This is a genomic window from Pseudomonas kitaguniensis (assembly GCF_049199985.1).
GTDB lineage: Bacteria > Pseudomonadota > Gammaproteobacteria > Pseudomonadales > Pseudomonadaceae > Aquipseudomonas > Aquipseudomonas kitaguniensis.
This window is the reverse complement of record NZ_JBLZPT010000023.1, coordinates 1-18,460: the sequence shown is the minus strand read 5'-3', so window position 1 is coordinate 18,460 and position 18,460 is coordinate 1. Positions and strand designations below refer to the sequence as shown.

Annotated in this window: 13 protein-coding genes; 6 read left to right on the top strand and 7 right to left on the bottom strand. The window is 61.5% G+C overall.

What is annotated here, in order from left to right:
* Positions 1-23: 23 nt before the first annotated feature.
* The 3 genes from ACOZK9_RS22420 to ACOZK9_RS22410 form a co-directional block, all read right to left on the bottom strand.
* A complete protein-coding gene (locus tag ACOZK9_RS22420; RefSeq protein ID WP_421556587.1) occupies positions 24-3,017 on the bottom strand; it encodes an RHS repeat-associated core domain-containing protein in 2,994 nt (997 codons plus the stop codon).
* A 136-nt stretch (positions 3,018-3,153) separates the two neighbouring features.
* Positions 3,154-3,447, bottom strand: coding sequence for a BolA family protein (locus ACOZK9_RS22415; protein ID WP_152746716.1), 294 nt, complete (start codon positions 3,445-3,447; stop codon positions 3,154-3,156).
* Between the two features lie 6 nt (positions 3,448-3,453).
* A complete protein-coding gene (locus tag ACOZK9_RS22410; RefSeq protein WP_003236690.1) occupies positions 3,454-3,972 on the bottom strand; it encodes a DUF2059 domain-containing protein in 519 nt (172 codons plus the stop codon).
* A gap of 194 nt (positions 3,973-4,166) precedes the next feature.
* Here ACOZK9_RS22410 and ACOZK9_RS22405 point away from each other — a divergent pair, with 194 nt between their 5' ends.
* Positions 4,167-5,555: a class II fumarate hydratase gene (locus ACOZK9_RS22405; protein WP_152746715.1), complete on the top strand. Its 1,389-nt coding sequence runs from the start codon at positions 4,167-4,169 to the stop codon at positions 5,553-5,555.
* A 735-nt stretch (positions 5,556-6,290) separates the two neighbouring features.
* On the opposite strand, the gene ACOZK9_RS22400 is transcribed toward ACOZK9_RS22405, so the two are convergent.
* The 3 genes from ACOZK9_RS22400 to pap form a co-directional block, all read right to left on the bottom strand.
* Positions 6,291-7,238, bottom strand: coding sequence for a DMT family transporter (locus ACOZK9_RS22400; protein ID WP_421556586.1), 948 nt, complete (start codon positions 7,236-7,238; stop codon positions 6,291-6,293).
* Positions 7,239-7,350: 112 nt separating this feature from the next.
* Positions 7,351-8,535 carry a thiolase family protein gene (locus ACOZK9_RS22395; protein WP_421556585.1) on the bottom strand — a complete coding sequence of 395 codons (1,185 nt, stop codon included), beginning with the start codon at positions 8,533-8,535 and terminating at the stop codon, positions 7,351-7,353.
* 159 nt (positions 8,536-8,694) lie between these two features.
* Positions 8,695-10,209 carry a polyphosphate:AMP phosphotransferase gene (gene pap / locus ACOZK9_RS22390; RefSeq protein WP_058415659.1) on the bottom strand — a complete coding sequence of 505 codons (1,515 nt, stop codon included), beginning with the start codon at positions 10,207-10,209 and terminating at the stop codon, positions 8,695-8,697.
* Between the two features lie 154 nt (positions 10,210-10,363).
* On the opposite strand from pap, the gene mnmC reads away from it, so the two are divergent.
* From mnmC to ACOZK9_RS22365, 5 genes are all read left to right on the top strand, one after another.
* Positions 10,364-12,352, top strand: a complete 1,989-nt coding sequence (gene mnmC, locus ACOZK9_RS22385) for a bifunctional tRNA (5-methylaminomethyl-2-thiouridine)(34)-methyltransferase MnmC2/FAD-dependent 5-carboxymethylaminomethyl-2-thiouridine(34) oxidoreductase MnmC1 (RefSeq protein WP_122249546.1) — start codon at positions 10,364-10,366, stop codon at positions 12,350-12,352.
* A 163-nt stretch (positions 12,353-12,515) separates the two neighbouring features.
* A complete protein-coding gene (locus ACOZK9_RS22380) occupies positions 12,516-14,288 on the top strand; it encodes an N-acetylglutaminylglutamine amidotransferase (protein WP_421556584.1) in 1,773 nt (590 codons plus the stop codon).
* Positions 14,289-14,291: 3 nt separating this feature from the next.
* Complete coding sequence (gene ngg, locus ACOZK9_RS22375) at positions 14,292-16,061, top strand: N-acetylglutaminylglutamine synthetase (RefSeq protein ID WP_421556583.1); 1,770 nt, start codon at positions 14,292-14,294, stop codon at positions 16,059-16,061.
* A 78-nt stretch (positions 16,062-16,139) separates the two neighbouring features.
* Positions 16,140-17,324: an osmoprotectant NAGGN system M42 family peptidase gene (locus ACOZK9_RS22370; RefSeq protein ID WP_058415663.1), complete on the top strand. Its 1,185-nt coding sequence runs from the start codon at positions 16,140-16,142 to the stop codon at positions 17,322-17,324.
* Between the two features lie 59 nt (positions 17,325-17,383).
* Positions 17,384-17,611, top strand: coding sequence for a YheU family protein (locus ACOZK9_RS22365; protein ID WP_058415664.1), 228 nt, complete (start codon positions 17,384-17,386; stop codon positions 17,609-17,611).
* A gap of 7 nt (positions 17,612-17,618) precedes the next feature.
* On the opposite strand, the gene csrA is transcribed toward ACOZK9_RS22365, so the two are convergent.
* Positions 17,619-17,816 (bottom strand): carbon storage regulator CsrA, encoded by a 198-nt coding sequence (gene csrA / locus ACOZK9_RS22360; protein ID WP_058415665.1) that lies wholly within the window; start codon positions 17,814-17,816, stop codon positions 17,619-17,621.
* Positions 17,817-18,460: the final 644 nt, after the last annotated feature.

Sequence of the window (18,460 nt, the reverse complement as noted above, 5' to 3'; positions counted from 1 at the left end):
GCGCTGGCCCATTCTCCCTCCCGTCAGACGCCTGCGTTTCGGCGCCAACGTGCACCGAGGGAGGCATACCCGCGCGTGGCCACCTCGACTAAAAAGCCCCGCCATTGGGTCAGCGCTGATATAACGCCACGGGCAGCCATCACCAGCATGCGAGTCCCACGGCCTTGCGCAGCCACGGGCAGGCCGGTTATCGCGACGGTCAAGGCCTCAACGCCGGTGGATGCCCAGTAGGCCCAGACCTGATTGAACATTCTGCTTAGCCCACCGTGCATCGTCGCCACGGGGTCTGGAAGCTGCAGGGTTTGGCCATGCGGGTCACGGGTGGCCGTCTCGTGCCCGGCGCGAATCAGGGTGCCCATTGCGGCGTCGTAGGCTTCCACTGCGGGCATCACATTGGGGCTGATCAGCGCGGGCACATCCGCGCCATACATCGCATTGGCAATGGTTGCGACCGCATAGGTCGCCGTCGATGCGGCGGTGCGCCCAACCCTGGCCCTCATTGGCGTGCTGCCCCAGGATACGCCGGTGCCGTGCCCGCGGATGACCTGCCGCACCAACTCCCGGCTCAGCGAGCGTATATGCCCGCTCAAGCGCACGGTCGCCACAGGGTCCCAGCCCTCACCGGCTTGCGAACCCTGCGCGTCGGCATGCGCGGCATACCCGATACCTGCGATGCCTGCCGAAATAAAGCCGATATGTGGCGCAAAACGCGTCCAGTTACCGGCGCCCCCTGAGCTCATGTGTGCCACGGACAGCGCATCCAGCCCCGCGACGGTATAGCGCAGGATCTGGTTGCGTTGCGGCGTGGGTTCGACATTGCTGAACACCGCCAGATCGATGCCTGTCGCGATGGTGTTGGCGATGTAGGTTGCTAAACCATCACGAATGGCCGCCGAAGCGGCTTCGTTTATCCGCGGTCGCAAAATACGTCCCATACTGGCTATCCCGCGCCTGGCCAACGACAGCTGGTTTTTTTGACCCTCACCCGATTCAAGCGCCGGGATGCCCGTCAGCCCTTGCTGATCAATCTCTGTGATGGGGTTACCGCCGACCATGGCGTACAGATTCAAGCCATCGGCATCGCCGGTCGGGTCCGGGCTGACCCAACGGCACAACCACGGCGCGTAATACCTGAACCCGTAGTAATAAAGCCCACTGGCATCGCGCTCCTTGCCCGAGTAGCGAATAAACCTGTAACTCGCCTCGCTGGCATTTTTAGCCGCCCGCCACGCCGTGCCGCCATAGGGGTAATAGCTTTCCTGGCTGAGCAATTGCGCCTGCTCACCGAGTTCCAGGCCGCTGCTGCCCAAGTGGTCGGACAAACCGAAACGTATCTGCACCTCCTGGCTGACGCCCGAAGGATGGCGATCCCAGAGCAGTACCCGCACAGTGGTGGTGCCCAGATTCAGGTTGAGTACATTCAACTGCTCACCCGTTGCGCTGTCATGGCGAATCTCCAATCCAGGCAAATAGCGCACCTCGGCCGTATGCATCACGCCCTTGGCGTGCGTTACCCGTCGCTTGAGGAGGCGCTGCCCCGTCGCATCGTATGCGTAACACTCTTCATCATCGTCACCGCCCTCGCGTGCCACTTGCGTCATGCGCACCAGTTGATTGCGCACATCCCAGCCCATGCCGGGCGTGCCCTCCAGCCCTTGCAGGTTGCCGCTGTGGTCAAAGCCCCGGCCCAGGCCCGGCGCTGCGCCGCCTTCGGAGTGCGGCGAAAAATGATTGCTGCCGGCAGCTACGCGAAGCTCGCGAGTGAAGCCGGTGCCGCTGCTGGGCACATGCTGCAATGTCAGCACATTGCCCGCCTCGTCATAGCTGAACCGCTGGGTGTAGCGGCGCCATACGCTGTCGTCAGTCGAGCCGAACGTCACGCTGGCCGGTAAACCCGGGCCGCCATGGCTGCCGACGGTTTCGCGCCCGGTGGCCTTGGTCAGTTGCGATAACGTATCGTAATCATAAAGGCTGGCCGAATTGACCAAGGTGTTACTCGACCATTGCGTCGGCTGCGCACGGTCGTCGATACGCACCACGTTACCCACGCAGTCATAGTCGTAGGTCAGGTCTTGCAGCGCGTTACCCACCGCCACCGGCCCTAGCGGATGGGCCGTCATCTGGCGCAAGCGACCATCGAACTGACGGTAGTGCATCGTACGCAGCACGCGATTGCCGGCGCGCTCGGAGATGACCTTGCCCGCCGCGTTGTAACCACGCTCGCCCATCAACTGCGTGCGCTTGCCGCCCTTGGGTAACAGAAAAATGCTCGCCGGTTGGCCGTCAACGCCGTAGGCGTACTCGAAACGGTTGCCCTTGGCATCCATGTGCTGCAGGCGTTCACCCAGCGCGTTGAACCCAACCGTTGTCTGGAAGCGCTCGGGCGCCAGGCGCAGGTCGCGTTGTGCATCGGGCTGCGGCCAATCCAGGGCTGCCGAGGCCTGCCGAAATTGCCGGGTCTGCTGAATAACTTCTGCGCGCAACCCGTAAAACTCATGGAACAACGAACCGCCCCCGTCGTCATGACGCAGCACTTGGCCACAGCGATTACGTGCAGCCTCTTCATCCGACTGTTCAGCATAGGCAAGGCGTTCGACACACAGCGCATGCGCGTCACCGGCCATGTGTTCAAACACCGCAACCGGGCGCACGTATTGATCGTAGTGATGCACCTGGTGGGCGCCGCGCGCATCCCATTCTTCGAGCAACTGCCCGGCCGCTCCCGGCAAGGTGATGCGCCAGCCGGCATCCACGCTGTCAGTGCGCAATGCTTGCCCACCCAGGCTGTAGACCGTGCGTTGATTGGCCTGAATGTCGGGCTGCGAGCGCGACAATTGAAACAAGCGCGGGTCCCACTGTTCAATCAGCAAACCCGTACTGCTTAACACCTGTCGTTGAATACGTGCTTGCGCTTCAACCTGTGCGGTGGAGCGGTGGTAGTCGACGTTACGCACAACCAACCCACGCGGGTCGAACGCTGCCAGAGACGGCGTGTTTCGATGGATCAAATTAGACATGCCCTCAAGACCTTATTTTGAGTAAGTAGTCCTGGAAGGCTAGTGAGAGGGGATGGGTGCAGGTGGTGCAGGAGGATGTTTTGTGTGTCTGCGTACGCACATCGCCTCGACCCGCTCGCGCGGGTCGAGGCTGCGCTCAGTGCCCGCCGGCGCAGGTCGGCGAGGCCGGGGCTGCGTCGATTTTCGCCCATTCTTCAGGCGAATAGGTATGCAGCGCGAGCGCATGAAACTCGCTCATCAGGTCACCCAGAGTGGCGTAGACGGTCTGATGGCGCTTGACCCGGTTAAGCCCCTCGAACTGCTGGCTGACCAGCACGGCCTTAAAGTGAGTTTGCAACCCACGGCTGTGCAGGTGGCTTTCATCCAACACGCTCAAGTGTTGCGGGCTCAGGGCGGCAAGTGCCGTTTCGATACGCTGTTGCATGGTCATTGCTGCTTACTTCTTCTTGGCCGGTGCAGCGGCTTTAGGCGTAAGCTCGTTGGTCATGTCTTCCAACAGCTTGTTCACCACCGGCACGGCGCTTTCCAGCTTGGCTTGGGTCATTTGGGCCGACTGTTGGGTCAGCTGCGGCATTTTTTCCAGGACTTTCTTGCCCAGTGGCGACTGGTAGAACGCTACCAGGTCCTTGAGCTCGGATTCGCTGAAGTTGGTGGTGTAAAGCTTGACCATGTCCGGTTTCAGCTTGGGCCAGCCAATGGCCTGGTCCAGCGCGGCGTTGGCCTTGGCCTGGTAGCTGTCCAATACCGACTGCTTGGCGGCAGGCGCCTTGGTCTGTTCGAAACGCTGGGCGAACATTTGCTGCACTTGCATGTACACCGGAGTGCCCAGCTTGTCAGCGTGCGCCAGCGTCAGGAAAGCTTCGGCACTGGCGTTGTGGCTGGCGGTATCGGCAAAGACTTGGCCGCTGGCGCAAACCAGAGCAACCGCGGTACAGATGGCACGAAGACGAGTCATCGAGTTTCCTTTTCTAGCAGGCGAGGTCTTACCCCCAAGGGCGGCTATTCTGCGCCTAAAAAACTCCACGGCTCAACCCCACCCGTACTTCGGCCAGGTTTTACGGGGGTTCAATGCGATGAAAAGTCTTTTATGGAACCCCATAGGCCCATCACGGCCTAAACTGCGCAAACGAACTTGAAGGAGTATGCCCGATGAGCCGTATCGAAACCGACAGCCTGGGGGAAGTTCACGTCCCGGATGACGCTTACTGGGGTGCGCAGACCCAAAGATCGCTGGTCAACTTTGCCATCGGTGAGCAGCGCATGCCCCTGGCGGTACTGCACGCGCTGGCCCTGATCAAAAAGGCCGCGGCCCGGGTCAACGACCGCAACGGCGACCTGCCCGCCGATATTGCCCGCCTCATTGAACAGGCCGCCGACGAGGTGCTTGCAGGCTCGCATGACGACCAGTTCCCACTGGTGGTGTGGCAAACCGGCAGCGGTACGCAAAGCAACATGAACGCCAATGAAGTGATCGCCGGCCGCGCCAACGAGCTGTCGGGCAAGCCGCGTGGCGGCAAGAGCCCGGTGCACCCGAATGATCACGTCAACCGCTCGCAAAGCTCGAATGACTGCTTCCCCACCGCCATGAGCATCGCGGCGGTGCAGGCGGTGACCAAGCAACTGCTGCCCGCTATCAACCACTTGTCGGGCGGCCTGGCAGAACTCTCGGCGCGGCACATGAAACTGGTGAAAACCGGTCGCACGCACATGATGGACGCCACACCGATCACGTTTGGCCAGGAAGTCTCGGCGTTTATCGCCCAGCTGGATTACGCCGAACGCGCGATTCGCAGCGCCCTGCCTGCAGTCTGCGAACTGGCCCAGGGCGGTACCGCCGTCGGCACCGGGCTGAATTCACCGCACGGCTTTGGCGAAGCGATTGCCGCCGAGCTGGCGGCGTTGTCGGGGTTGCCGTTCGTGACTGCACCGAACAAATTTGCCGCGCTCTCAGGCCATGAGCCATTGGTGACCCTGCACGGCGCGCTGAAAACCCTGGCCGTGGCGCTGATGAAAATCGCCAACGACCTGCGCCTGCTGGGCTCCGGCCCGCGCGCCGGGCTGGCCGAAGTCAAGTTGCCGGCCAACGAACCGGGCAGCTCGATCATGCCGGGCAAGGTCAACCCTACCCAGTGCGAAGCGCTGTCGATGCTGGCGTGCCAGGTGCTCGGCAATGACGTGACCATCGGCATTGCCGCCAGCCAGGGGCACTTGCAGTTGAACGTGTACAAGCCGGTGATCATCCACAACCTGCTTGAGTCGATCCGCCTGCTCGCCGACGGTTGCAACAACTTCCAGGAACACTGCGTTGCCGGTCTTGAGCCAGATGCCGAGCAAATGGCCGAACACCTCGAGCGCGGGCTGATGCTGGTGACGGCGCTTAACCCGCACATCGGCTACGACAAGTCCGCGCAGATCGCCAAGAAGGCGTACGCCGAAGGGCTGACACTGCGCGAAGCGGCGCTGGCGCTGGGTTACCTCACCGACGCCGAGTTCGACCAGTGGGTACGCCCGGAAAACATGCTCGAAGCGGGGCACTAAGCGTATAGCCGTTTAGGTTTGTGACTTGGGTTTTGAGTGCATATCCGTTATTGAGGTTATGGCTTATATCGGTTCCGCTCTTACCGCGGGTCACTTTTGAAAAGCCCGGAAGCCGGCCCAATCCCCCAAGCAGAATGCATTCAAACTGTGGGAGGGGGCTTGCTCCCGATGGCTGTGGGTCAGTCAACTCATGTATCAACTGTAAAACTGCTATCGGGAGCAAGCCCCCTCCCACAAAAAGCAAAAAAAGCAGATCTGCCGTGTATGCAAAACTCGCCTTTGATCTGCTTCAACCACTCAGGTCGGCTTTCAGGCCGCCGTGCTCTTGCTTGTGATCTTGATCTGAGAAGCGCCCCGTTAAACCACGATGGCCGCACGCAGGCTTGAATCCGTGGGTAACCCGGCAGGACGCCGGGTTAGCCGCGCTGGGCCAAGGATGGCCCATCGCGGCGGCCCACGGATTCAAGCCTGTGTGCGGGCATGCCGAGCCTAAGCGAGGCACCGAGTGGTGGGGCGAGGACCTTTTGGTTAGTTTTGGCTGGGCCGGCTTCCGGTCCTTTCAAAAGTGACTCGCTGTAAGAGCGAAACCGATATAAGCCATAAACCCAATAACGGATATGTACCCAACCTGAACAACACCCCCAAGCCCACTTGCCGCGCCACAGCGCAACATCAAAGATGCAATGGTACCTCCCACAAAAAGCACATTGCCTGTCTACGCAAGCCCCGCTTTACTCACGCCCCCCGCCGAGCCCGCAGCCCGGCCAGCAACGACGGCGCCAACGCCACCGTCGCCGAACCCAGCACCACCACCAATGCCCCGACATAACCCACTGCGTTAATCGCCTCGGCCTGCACAAACTCCGGCCATAACCACGCTGCCAAGGCCACCGCGACAAACGTCACCAGCGGCGTCAGCGACAAAGTCGCACTGACCCTCGACGCCTCCCAGTGCGCCAAGGCCTCGGCAAACGCGCCATAAGCCACCAGCGTGTTCATGCAGCACGCCAACAACAACCAACCTTGCAGCGGGCTCAATTGCAACGCCTCCAGCGGATGCGCCCACGGCGTCAGCAACAGCGCGCATGACAGATAGATCACCATCATCACTTGCAACGAATTCCACACCGTCAGCAATTGCTTCTGACCCAAGGCATAGAACACCCAGATGGTGGTGGCAAGCAGCACCGTCAGCACCCCGGCGGTGTAGGTGCCCAGTGACGTCAGCAGCTCCGACAGGCGCTGGTTGAAGAACAGCCCAAAGCCAAAAATCAGCACCACCAGGCCGATGCCCTGCCCCAGGCTGAAACGCTCCTTGAACACAAACACACTGGCAACCATCAAAAAGATCGGCCCCATCTGCACCACCAACTGCGCCGTGCCAGGGCTGAGCATTTTCAAGCCGACCAGGTACAGCACGTAGTTGCCCACCAGCCCACACACGGCCATTGCCACCAGCCAACCGCCTTTGGCACCGAGCACAGCACGACGCGGCAGGCGCTTGGTGGCCGCCAGGTACAGGAACAGGCAACCACCGGCGACGGTCAGGCGAAACCAGGTGACGGTCACCGGGTCCATCACTTGCAGCACCTGTTTGAGTTTGATCGGCAGAATGCCCCAGAGCAACGCGGTCAGCAGGGTCAAGCCAAAGCCATAGACCCAGCGACCGGAAGAGATATGCATGAGTGCCCCAAGGCCAGAGGAAGTGGAACCGGCATTCTAGGGGCAAGTCATCACATCAGGATACGCCGCAGCTCAAATGGGTAGCCGCACAAACCGCCTTGCCGATTTTTAATTAGCCAACGGCTTCGAATAGCCCGCTGGCGCCCATGCCGCCGCCCACGCACATGGTGACGATGCCGTAACGCAGAGTGCGCCGCTGCAGCTCGCGCACCAAATGCCCGACTTGCCGCGAACCGGTCATGCCGAACGGGTGCCCGATAGAAATAGAACCGCCATTGACGTTGTACCTGGCATTATCAATGCCCAAGCGGTTACGCGCGTACAGGCATTGCGAGGCGAACGCCTCGTTGAGTTCCCACAGGTCGATGTCCGCCACTTGCAAGCCCTTGGCCTTGAGCAACTTGGGCACCGAGAACACCGGGCCGATGCCCATCTCATCCGGCTCGCAACCGGCCACGGTAAAACCACGGAAAAACGCCTTGGGCTTCAGCCCCAGTTCCAAGGCTTTTTCCAGGCTCATCACCAGGGTCATTGAGGCGCCGTCGGACAACTGCGACGAGTTGCCCGCCGTCACCGAGCCGTCGTCGGCAAACACCGGTTTCAAGCCCTGCAGGCTGGCGAGCGTGGTGTCGGGGCGGTTGCAGTCGTCGCGGTCGACCACACCCTCCAGCATCTGAACCTCGCCGGTGTGCTTGTCTTCTACGCGGTACTTGACCGCCATCGGCACGATTTCATCGTCAAACAAGCCGTCGGCCTGAGCCTGCGCGGTGCGTTGCTGGCTTTGCAGGGCGTACAGGTCTTGCTCTTCGCGGCTGACGTTATAGCGGCGCGCGACGATTTCGGCAGTCTGGCCCATCGGCAAGTAGATGCCCGGCACCTGTTCTTGCAGCAGTGGGTTGATCAGATGGTCGGTGTTGACGCTTTTCAGGGTCAGGCTGATGGATTCGACGCCGCCGGCGACGATGATCTCGCTGCAGCCTGAAGCGATCTGGTTGGCCGCAATCGCAATCGCCTGCAAGCCCGAGGAGCAGAAACGGTTGAGGGTCATGCCCGCCGTACCGGTGCCTAACTGCGACAGCACCGCCACATTACGCCCGATGTTATAGCCCTGCGCGCCTTCGTTGGAGCCGGCGCCGACGATGCAGTCCTCCACCGTCGCCGGGTCGATGCCATTGCGCGCAAGCAACGCATTGACGCAATGCGCCGCCATGTCATCGGGGCGGGTCTGGTTGAACTTGCCGCGAAAGGATTTGGCCAAGCCGGTTCGCACGCTGTCGACGATCACTACTTCCCGCATAAGCTGCCTCGATCTTGTTGTTGGGTGTGTTGAACCGAGGATAGAGGCAAGGCATTGGCGACCGCGACGATCATTCATCCGGCGTATGCAAAAGCATGAGCTCACCTTGTGCAAAGCCGGTTGATAGCGGCCAGTGAGCCTGGCCGGGCCGCGCGCGGGTTATTTCTTTTTCTTTTTATCGTGCTTGTCGGTTTTGTCGAACGCCTCTTCCAGCGCGCGGTTGATGGTGCGCAGTACCTTGACCCGCGCCCAGCGCTTGTCGTTGGCTTCCACCAGCGTCCAGGGTGCAATCTCGGTGCTGGTGCGGTCGACCATGTCGCCGACGGCGGCGCGATAATCGTCCCATTTGTCGCGGTTGCGCCAGTCGTCTTCGGTGATTTTGAAGCGCTTGAACGGAATATCCTCGCGGGCCTGGAAACGCTCCAACTGGGTTTGCTTGTCGATCGCCAACCAAAACTTGACCACGATCACACCGGCATCGCGCAGTTGCTCTTCAAAGTCATTGATCTCGCCATAGGCACGCATCCAGTCCGCCGGGGAGCAGAAGCCTTCGATGCGCTCCACCAGTACGCGGCCGTACCACGAGCGGTCGAACACGGTGAACATGCCGCGCGCCGGGATCTTCTGCCAGAACCGCCACAGGTAAGGTTGCGCGCGCTCGTCTTCACTCGGCGCGGCAATCGGCACGATGTGGTACTGGCGCGGGTCCAGCGCTGCCGCCACACGGCGGATCGCACCGCCCTTGCCCGCTGCGTCATTGCCTTCAAATACCGTGACCAACGCGTGCTTGCGCATGCGCTTGTCGCGCATCAGCCCGGAGAAACGCGCCTGTTCGGTAATCAGTTGTTCTTCGTAATCGTCCTTGTCCAGGCTCAAGGTCATGTCGAGGCTGTCCAGCAGGCTCTTCTGATCCACCGACGCCAGCAACGGCGCCGGGTTCATGCCGCTGGCCTTGCCTTTGGCCAGCTTCAAGGCATTTTGCAGGCTCTCGAGCAAAATCTTGCCCACGGTGAGGCTGCGGTAATGCGCGTCGACGCCTTCAATCACATGCCACGGCGCGTAGTCGCGGCTGGTGCGGCGCAGGATACGCTCACCAAAATGCACAAATTTGTCGTAGGTCGCGGACTGCTGCCAGTCCAACGGGCTGATGCGCCAGCTGTGCAGCGGGTCATCGGCCAAGGCCTTGAGCCGCGCCTTCATCTGTTTTTTGGACAGGTGGAACCAGAACTTGAAGATCAGCGCGCCTTCATCGCAGAGCATCTTTTCCAGGCGCTCGGCGCCGGCAATCGCCTGGTCGAGCCGCGCATCCTTGATCTGGCCATGCACCCGGCTTTGCAGCATCTGGCTGTACCAGTTGCCGAAAAAAATACCCATGCGGCCTTTGGCGGGCAGTTGCCGCCAGTAGCGCCAAGCCGGTGGCCGCGCCAGTTCTTCATCGGTTTGCTGGTCAAAGGTGCGCACCTCGATCAGGCGCGGGTCCATCCATTCATTGAGCAACTTGACGGTCTCGCCCTTGCCGGCGCCTTCGATGCCGTTGATCAGGATGATCACCGGGAAGCGCTTCTGCTGTTGCAGCTCGTACTGCACTTCCAGCAAGGCTTCGCGCAGGGCCGGCACTTGCGCTTCATAAGTGTCTTTGTCGATGGCGTGACCGATTTCGGCGGATTCGAACATGGGCAGCTCCGTTTCAAGATGGATCAAGACTAGCGGATTGGGCAACGGCGCGCGGGAGGAAATTCCCCGGCGACTTGCCATAGGTCAATTCAACGCCGGTTGATCGGCTAGAATGGCCGCCTTGCCTTTGCCTGCTTCTATTTATGAGTCGCCCATGAACCCCGTATCGCACGCCCAACTCGACTGGGATGAACAAGGTCGCCCGCACTCGCGGGTGTTCGACGACGTGTATTTTTCCGACACGTCGGGCCTTGAAGAAACCCGTTATGTGTTCCTCGAACAGAACCGTTTGCAGGCGCGCTTTGCCGCGTTGCCGGTGGGCGGGCGATTGGTGATTGGCGAGACCGGCTTCGGCACCGGCTTGAATTTTCTGTGTGCCTGGCAACTCTTCGAGCAACACGCGGTGGCCGGCGCGCGGCTGCACTTTGTCAGCGTCGAAAAGTACCCGCTGAGCCACGCCGACCTGCAACGCGCCCTCGCCCTCTGGCCGGAACTGCAACCCTTGGCCGAGCAATTACTGGCGCAGTACATCGCCATTCACCAAGGCTTTCAGCGCCTGGTGCTGGACAACGGCCGCGTGACCCTGACCCTGTTGATCGGCGATGCCCTGGAGCAATTGCCGCAACTGGATGCGCAGGTCGATGCGTGGTTTCTGGACGGCTTTGCACCCGCGAAAAACCCCGACATGTGGAGCGCCGAGCTGTTTGCCGAACTGGCGCGGCTGGCCGCACCGGGGTCGACGATCAGCACCTTCACCAGCACCGGCTGGGTGCGCCGCTTGATCAACGCGGCAGGCTTCAAAATGAAGCGCACGCCAGGCATCGGCCACAAGTGGGAAATCCTCCGTGGGGAGTTCCTCGGCTGGCCCGCGCAGGCGCCCGCAGCCGTTGCCGCCAAGCCGTGGTTCGCGCGGCCTGCGCCCATTGAGGGCGAGCGCCACGCGATGGTCATCGGCGGCGGCCTGGCCGGGTGCGCGACTGCCGCCAGCCTGGCCGCGCGGGGTTGGCGTGTCAGCCTGTTGGAGCGCCATGGCGGCCTGGCACAGGAAGCGTCAGGCAACCCGCAGGGCGTGCTGTACCTCAAGCTTTCGGCACATGGTACGGCGTTGTCGCAGTTGATACTCAGCGGTTTTGGCCACACCCGGCGCCTGCTGGAGCACTTGCACCGCGGCGTCGATTGGGATGGCTGCGGCGTGCTGCAACTGGCGTTTGATGCCAAGGAAGCGCAGCGCCAGGCGCAACTGGCCGAGGCCTTTGCGCCAGACTTGTTGCACCTGCTGGGCCGCGACCAGGCCCGGCAACAGGCCGGAATCGACCTGGCCCAGGGCGGCCTGTTTTTCCCGCAGGGCGGCTGGGTGCATCCCCCGGCGCTGTGCGAATGGCAAGCGGCGCACCCGCTGATTACAGTGCTGACGCATCACCAAGCGCTGGAACTGCAGCGCGTCGACGAGCAGTGGCAAGCCCGCGACGGCGAGCGCGTGCTGGCCAGCGCCAGTGTGGTGGTGCTGGCCGGTGCCGCCGAGATCAAGCAGTTCGCGTTCAGCGCCGACTTGCCGCTCAAGCGCATACGCGGGCAAATCACCCGACTGACGCAAACCCCGGCCAGCGCGGCCTTGGCCACCGTGGTCTGCGCCGAAGGCTACGTTGCACCGGCAAGGCTGGGCGAACACACCTTGGGCGCCAGTTTTGATTTCAATAACCAAGACCTCACGCCCACGGTCGCCGAACATGCCGGCAACCTGCAGATGCTGCGCGAGATTTCCGCAGACCTGCTGGCGCGCTTGGGCGCTGACCAGTTACCCGCCGAACAGCTTGAGGGCCGCGCCGCGTTCCGCTGCACCAGCCCGGACTACCTGCCGATCGTCGGGCCGCTGGCTGAACACGCGGCATTCCAACAGGCTTATGCCGTGCTGAGCAAAGACGCCCGCCAAGTGCCGGAGACGCCCTGCCCATGGCTGCCCGGCGTATACATCAACAGCGGCCACGGTTCACGCGGGTTGATCACCGCGCCATTGTGCGGCGAATTGTTGGCCGCCTGGTTGACGGATGAGCCACTGCCGGTGCCCTCCAGCGTGGCCGAGGCCTGCCACCCGAACCGGTTTGCTTTGCGTGCATTGGTGCGCGGCAAGGCCTTGAAAGCGTGAGCCGTTATCGCTGCAAAATGCTTCGTTCACACCGTCAAGGCGATTGGCCTTATAACTTATCGGTCTAAAACTCCGCGCATAGCACTGGGTCAGTTTCTGGGTACGCGCCCTTTGGGCGTATTGAGTATTGACCCTCCCCAACGGAAAAACCGGTAAGGAATTTATGTGCGGATTAGCTGGAGAATTACGTTTCGATGCCCAACCTGCCGACTTGGCTGCCGTTGAGCGCATCACCCATCACCTGGCCCCGCGTGGCCCCGACGCCTGGGGCTTCCATGCCCAAGGGCCGGTTGCGCTGGGCCATCGGCGCCTGAAAATCATGGACCTGTCGGACGGCTCAGCCCAACCGATGGTCGACGCCCAACTGGGGCTTTCCCTGGCTTTTAACGGCGCCATCTACAACTTCCCGGAATTGCGTGAAGAGCTGGAAGCCCTGGGCTACGCCTTCTATTCCGGTGGCGACACCGAAGTGCTGCTCAAGGGTTACCACGCCTGGGGCGAAGCACTGCTGCCAAAACTTAACGGCATGTTTGCCTTTGCGATTTGGGAGCGCGACGCGCAGCGCTTGTTCATTGCGCGTGACCGCCTCGGCGTAAAGCCTCTGTACCTGTCGCGTACCGGCCAGCGCCTGCGCTTTGCCTCGGCGTTACCGGCGCTGCTTAAAGGCGGCGACATCAACCCGATCCTTGATCCGGTGGCGCTTAACCACTACCTGAACTTCCACGCCGTGGTGCCTGCACCGCGCACCTTGCTGGCGGGCATCGAAAAACTGCCGCCGGCGAGCTGGCTGCGCATTGATGCGAGCGGCAAGACCGAGCAGAAAACCTGGTGGACGCTGCCCTACGGCCCGCGTGAGGATGAGCGCAATCTTACCTTGGAAGACTGGACCGACCGCGTGCTCGACAGCACCCGCGAAGCCGTGGCCATCCGCCAACGCGCGGCCGTGGATGTGGGCGTGTTGCTCTCCGGCGGTGTCGATTCGAGCATGCTCGTGGGCCTGCTGCGCGAAGTCGGCGTGCAAGACCTGTCGACCTTCTCGATCGGTTTTGAAGACGCCGGTGGCGAGCGCGGCGACGAGTTCCAGTACTCGGACCTGATCGCCAAGCACTACGGCACGCGCCACCACCAACTGCGCATTGCCGAGCGCGAAATCATCGAGCAACTGCCGGCGGCGTTCCGCGCAATGAGCGAGCCGATGGTCAGCCATGACTGCATCGCGTTCTACCTGCTGTCACGCGAAGTGGCCAAGCATTGCAAAGTGGTGCAGAGCGGCCAGGGCGCCGATGAGCTGTTCGCCGGTTACCACTGGTACCCGCAAGTCGACGGTGCCAGCGACCCGTATGCCGCCTACCGCGATGCGTTTTTTGACCGCAGCTACGACGATTACGCCGCCACTGTCGCCCCAAAATGGCTGACCGCGAATGACGCCGCCGGTGACTTCGTGCGCGAGCATTTCGCCATGCCGGGCGCAGAGGCCGCCGTGGACAAGGCGCTGCGCCTGGACAGCACGGTGATGCTGGTCGACGACCCGGTCAAACGCGTCGACAACATGACCATGGCCTGGGGCCTGGAAGCGCGCACGCCGTTTCTGGATTACCGCCTGGTGGAACTGTCAGCGCGCGTGCCAGGCAAGTTCAAACTGCCCGACGGCGGCAAGCAAGTCTTGAAAGAGGCGGCGCGCCGGGTCATTCCGAGCGAGGTCATCGACCGCAAAAAAGGTTACTTCCCGGTGCCGGGCCTCAAGCACTTGCAGGGCGACACCTTGAACTGGGTGCGTGAACTGCTGCTGGACCCGAGCCAGGATCGCGGCCTGTTCAACCCGGCGATGCTCGACCGCTTGCTGACCGACCCGCAAGGCCAACTGACCCCGTTGCGCGGCTCCAAGTTGTGGCAACTGGCAGCGCTGAACCTGTGGCTCAGCGAACAAGGAATCTGATTGATGAAATCCCATGCAGCGGCTTACAGCCAACGCTTGCTGAAGGGCCAGGCGCCGTCGTACGAGCGCCTGCAAGCCCGATTGGCGGAAGACGGCAGCCCCTTGGGTGCCGAACCGATTGCGGTGCATTGCGGTTGGGGCCGGCTATTGATCGGCCACACGTTTCCAGACCCGTCGAGCCTGGCCGTGGAGTTGCTGAATGAGCAACCGGGCGAGCGCGACATCGCGTTGTACGTGGCCGCGCCGCAACAGATCCTCGGCATCGACCCGCAGCAACTGTTCCTCGACCCGTCCGATACGCTGCGTTTGTGGTTCACCGATTACCGCCCGGCCACCCGCGTATTTCGCGGTTTTCGTATCCGTCGCGCGCAGACCGAGGCCGATTGGCTGGCGGTGAATCAGTTGTACCAAGGGCGCGGCATGTTGCCCGTCGACCCCGAACGCCTGACGCCACGCCATCAAGGTGGGCCGGTGTATTGGCTGGCCGAGGATGAAGACAGCGGCGCGGTGATCGGCAGTGTGATGGGCCTCAACCATCAAAAGGCTTTTCACGACCCGGAAAACGGCTGCAGCCTGTGGTGCCTGGCGGTCGACCCACAATGCTCGCGCCCCGGCGTGGGTGAGGTGCTGGTGCGCCACTTGGTCGAACACTTTATGAGCCGTGGCCTGAGTTACCTCGACCTGTCGGTGCTGCACGATAACCGTCAGGCCAAGAGCCTGTATGCCAAGCTGGGTTTTCGTGCGCTGACCACCTTTGCGATCAAGCGCAAGAACGGCATCAACCAGCCGCTGTTTCTCGGCCCGGGGCCACAAGCGGACTTCAACCCGTATGCGCGAATCATTGTCGAGGAAGCCCATCGGCGCGGCATCGATGTGCAGGTCGACGACGCCGCCGCGGGCCTGTTCACCCTCAGCCACGGCGGCCGCCGTGTGCGTTGCCGCGAATCGCTGAGTGACCTGACCAGCGCCATCAGCATGACCTTGTGCCAAGACAAAAGCCTGACCCACAAGGTGCTGAAAGCCGCCGGTTTGAAGCTGCCCGAGCAGCAATTGGCGGGCAGTGCCGATGACAATCTTGAGTTTCTCGACGCGCACCAGTGCATCGTCGTCAAGCCGCTCGACGGTGAGCAAGGCCATGGCGTGGCGGTGGGCTTACAGACCATCGAAGAGGTGCAGCAAGCGATTGAAGCGGCGCGCCAATTCGACAGCCGCGTGTTACTCGAAAGCTTTCACCAAGGCCTCGACCTGCGCATTCTGGTGATCGGTTTTGAAGTGGTCGCCGCGGCGATTCGACGCCCCGCCGAAGTGACCGGTGACGGTCAGCATTCCATCCGCGCGCTGATCGAAGCGCAGAGCCGTCGTCGCCAGGCGGCGACCGACGGCGAAAGCAAAATACCCCTCGACGGCGAAACCGAGCGCACGCTGAAAGCCGCGGGTTACGACTACGACAGCATCCTGCCGCGCGGGCAAACCCTGGCCGTGCGTCGCACCGCCAACCTGCACACCGGCGGCTGCCTGGAAGACGTCACCGCGATTCTGCACCCCACGCTGGTGGACGCCGCCGTGCGTGCCGCCCGCGCACTCGACATTCCCATGGTGGGGCTCGACCTGATGGTGCCCGCCGCCGACCAACCCGAGTACGTGTTTATCGAAGCCAACGAACGCGCTGGCCTGGCCAATCACGAGCCGCAACCGACTGCCGAGAAATTTGTGGATTTGTTGTTTCCCCACAGCGGGAAGCCACAAGTCACAAGTTGCAAGCCACAAGAGTGAAACCTCTGAGACCGCATTTAGCTTGAAGCTTGCCGCTAAAAGCTTACCGCTAAAAGCTTGCACCTAAAGGAAACCTTTATGAGCCGAACCATTCCCGAACCGGATCTCAACTACCTGCAAAAAGTGCTGCTGGAAATGCTCGCCATTCCCAGCCCTACAGGCTTTACCGACACCATCGTGCGTTACGTTGCCGAGCGCCTCGAAGAACTCGGCATACCCTTTGAAATGACGCGGCGCGGGACCATTCGCGCCACCCTCAAGGGCCAGAAAAACAGCCCCGACCGCGCCGTGTCCGCACACCTGGACACCATCGGCGCCGCCGTGCGTGCGGTCAAAGACAACGGCCGCCTGAGCCTGGCGCCGGTGGGTTGCTGGTCCAGCCGTTTTGCCGAAGGCAGCCGGGTCAGCCTGTTCACCGACAACGGCGTGATCCGCGGCAGTGTGTTGCCGTTGATGGCCTCCGGGCACGCATTCAACACCGCTGTGGATGAAATGCCGGTGAGCTGGGACCACGTCGAATTGCGCCTGGACGCGTACTGCGCCACCCGCGCCGACTGCGATTCGCTGGGCATCAGCATTGGCGACTATGTAGCCTTTGACCCGCTGCCCGAGTTCACCGAAAGCGGGCACATCAGTGCCCGTCACCTGGACGATAAAGCCGGTGTCGCCGCGCTGTTGGCGGCGCTCAAAGCAATTATCGACAGTGGTGAACCGCTGCTGATCGACTGCCACCCGCTGTTCACCATTACCGAAGAAACCGGCAGTGGCGCAGCGGCCGCTCTGCCCTGGGATGTCAGCGAATTTGTCGGCATTGATATTGCCCCGGTCGCGCCCGGCCAGCACTCCAGCGAACACGCGGTGAGCGTGGCCATGCAGGATTCCGGCGGGCCGTATGACTATCATCTGTCGCGCCACCTGTTGCGCCTGGCGTCTGACAATGACCTGCCGGTGCGTCGTGACCTGTTCCGGTATTACTTCAGCGATGCGCATTCGGCGGTGACCGCCGGCCACGACATTCGTACCGCATTGCTCGCGTTCGGCTGCGACGCGACCCATGGCTACGAGCGCACGCACATCGACAGCCTGGCCGCGCTGAGCCGCCTGCTGGGTGCGTACATCCTCAGCCCGCCGGTATTCGCCAGCGACGCGCAACCGGCGCAGGGTTCACTGGACCGCTTCAGTCATCAAATCGAGCATGAGACACAGATGGAGAGCGACACGCGCGTGCCATCGGTGGACAGCCTGGTCGGTCAAAAATCCTGACGCTGGCAACGACGAGCCCGGCGCAGTAGGATCGCCGGGTTCTTACCTCTGAGGCTTGTATGCTGATTCCCTACGACGCACTTGAAGTCGATACGCTGACCCGGCTTATCGAAGATTTCGTCACCCGCGACGGCACCGATAACGGCGATGAAACGCCACTCGAAACCCGTGTGTTGCGCGTGCGCCATGCGCTGACCAAGGGCCAGGCACTGATCGTGTTCGACCCTGACAGCGAGCAATGCCAATTGATGCTCAAGCACGACGTGCCCAAGCATTTGTTCGACTGAGACGGTTCTAGGAACGGGTTTCGGTTTGGCCTGGTGTGGATTGGCGCGCGAGGATTTTTTGATACACCTCGGCGCGGTGGACTTTGACGCCCTTGGGTGCGTCGATGCCGAATTTCACCTGTTTACCGTTTAGCTCGAGGATGTGCACGGCGATGTCATCGCCGATGGAAATACTTTCGCCCGGGGAGCGGCTTAGGACCAGCATGGCAGTTGTCCTTTTGGGAGTGACAGAGGCTTGACCATGCCCTTTTGGATGGACGACAACAATGCCTTGCGCTGAAAACAGGCGGGGGCTACACGCGACGGTAATTTGCCTGACAGACGCGCGTGTATATTCAGCCAACCCAATCTCGCAAGCCGAATGCGCGCCTATCAAACTACAAATAACCTATTGTTTTCGCTATTGGAATTTATGCTTATTCAATCGATTACATACGATATTGCGCACCTCCCGCTTAGGTTTGTTCCTTGGGTTTTGGGTTGCGCCCTTACGGCGGGTATTAAAATCAAAAGCAGGCGGCCTGAAAGCCGACCCAATCTTCCAGGCTGAATGCAGTCAAACTGTGGGAGGGGGCTTGATGCCGATGGCGGTGGGTCAGTCAATTCATGTATCAACTGTAAAACTGCTATCGGGAGCAAGCCCCCTCCCACAAAATGCAAAAGCAGATCTGCTGTGTATGCAAAGCCGCATTTGATCCGCTTCAACCACTCAAAATCAAAAGCAGGCGGCCTGAAAGCCGACCCAATCTTCCAGGCTGAATGCAGTCAACTGTGGGAGGGGGCTTGCTCCCGATGGCGGTGGGTCAGTCAATTCATGTATCAACTGTAAAACTGCTATCGGGAGCAAGC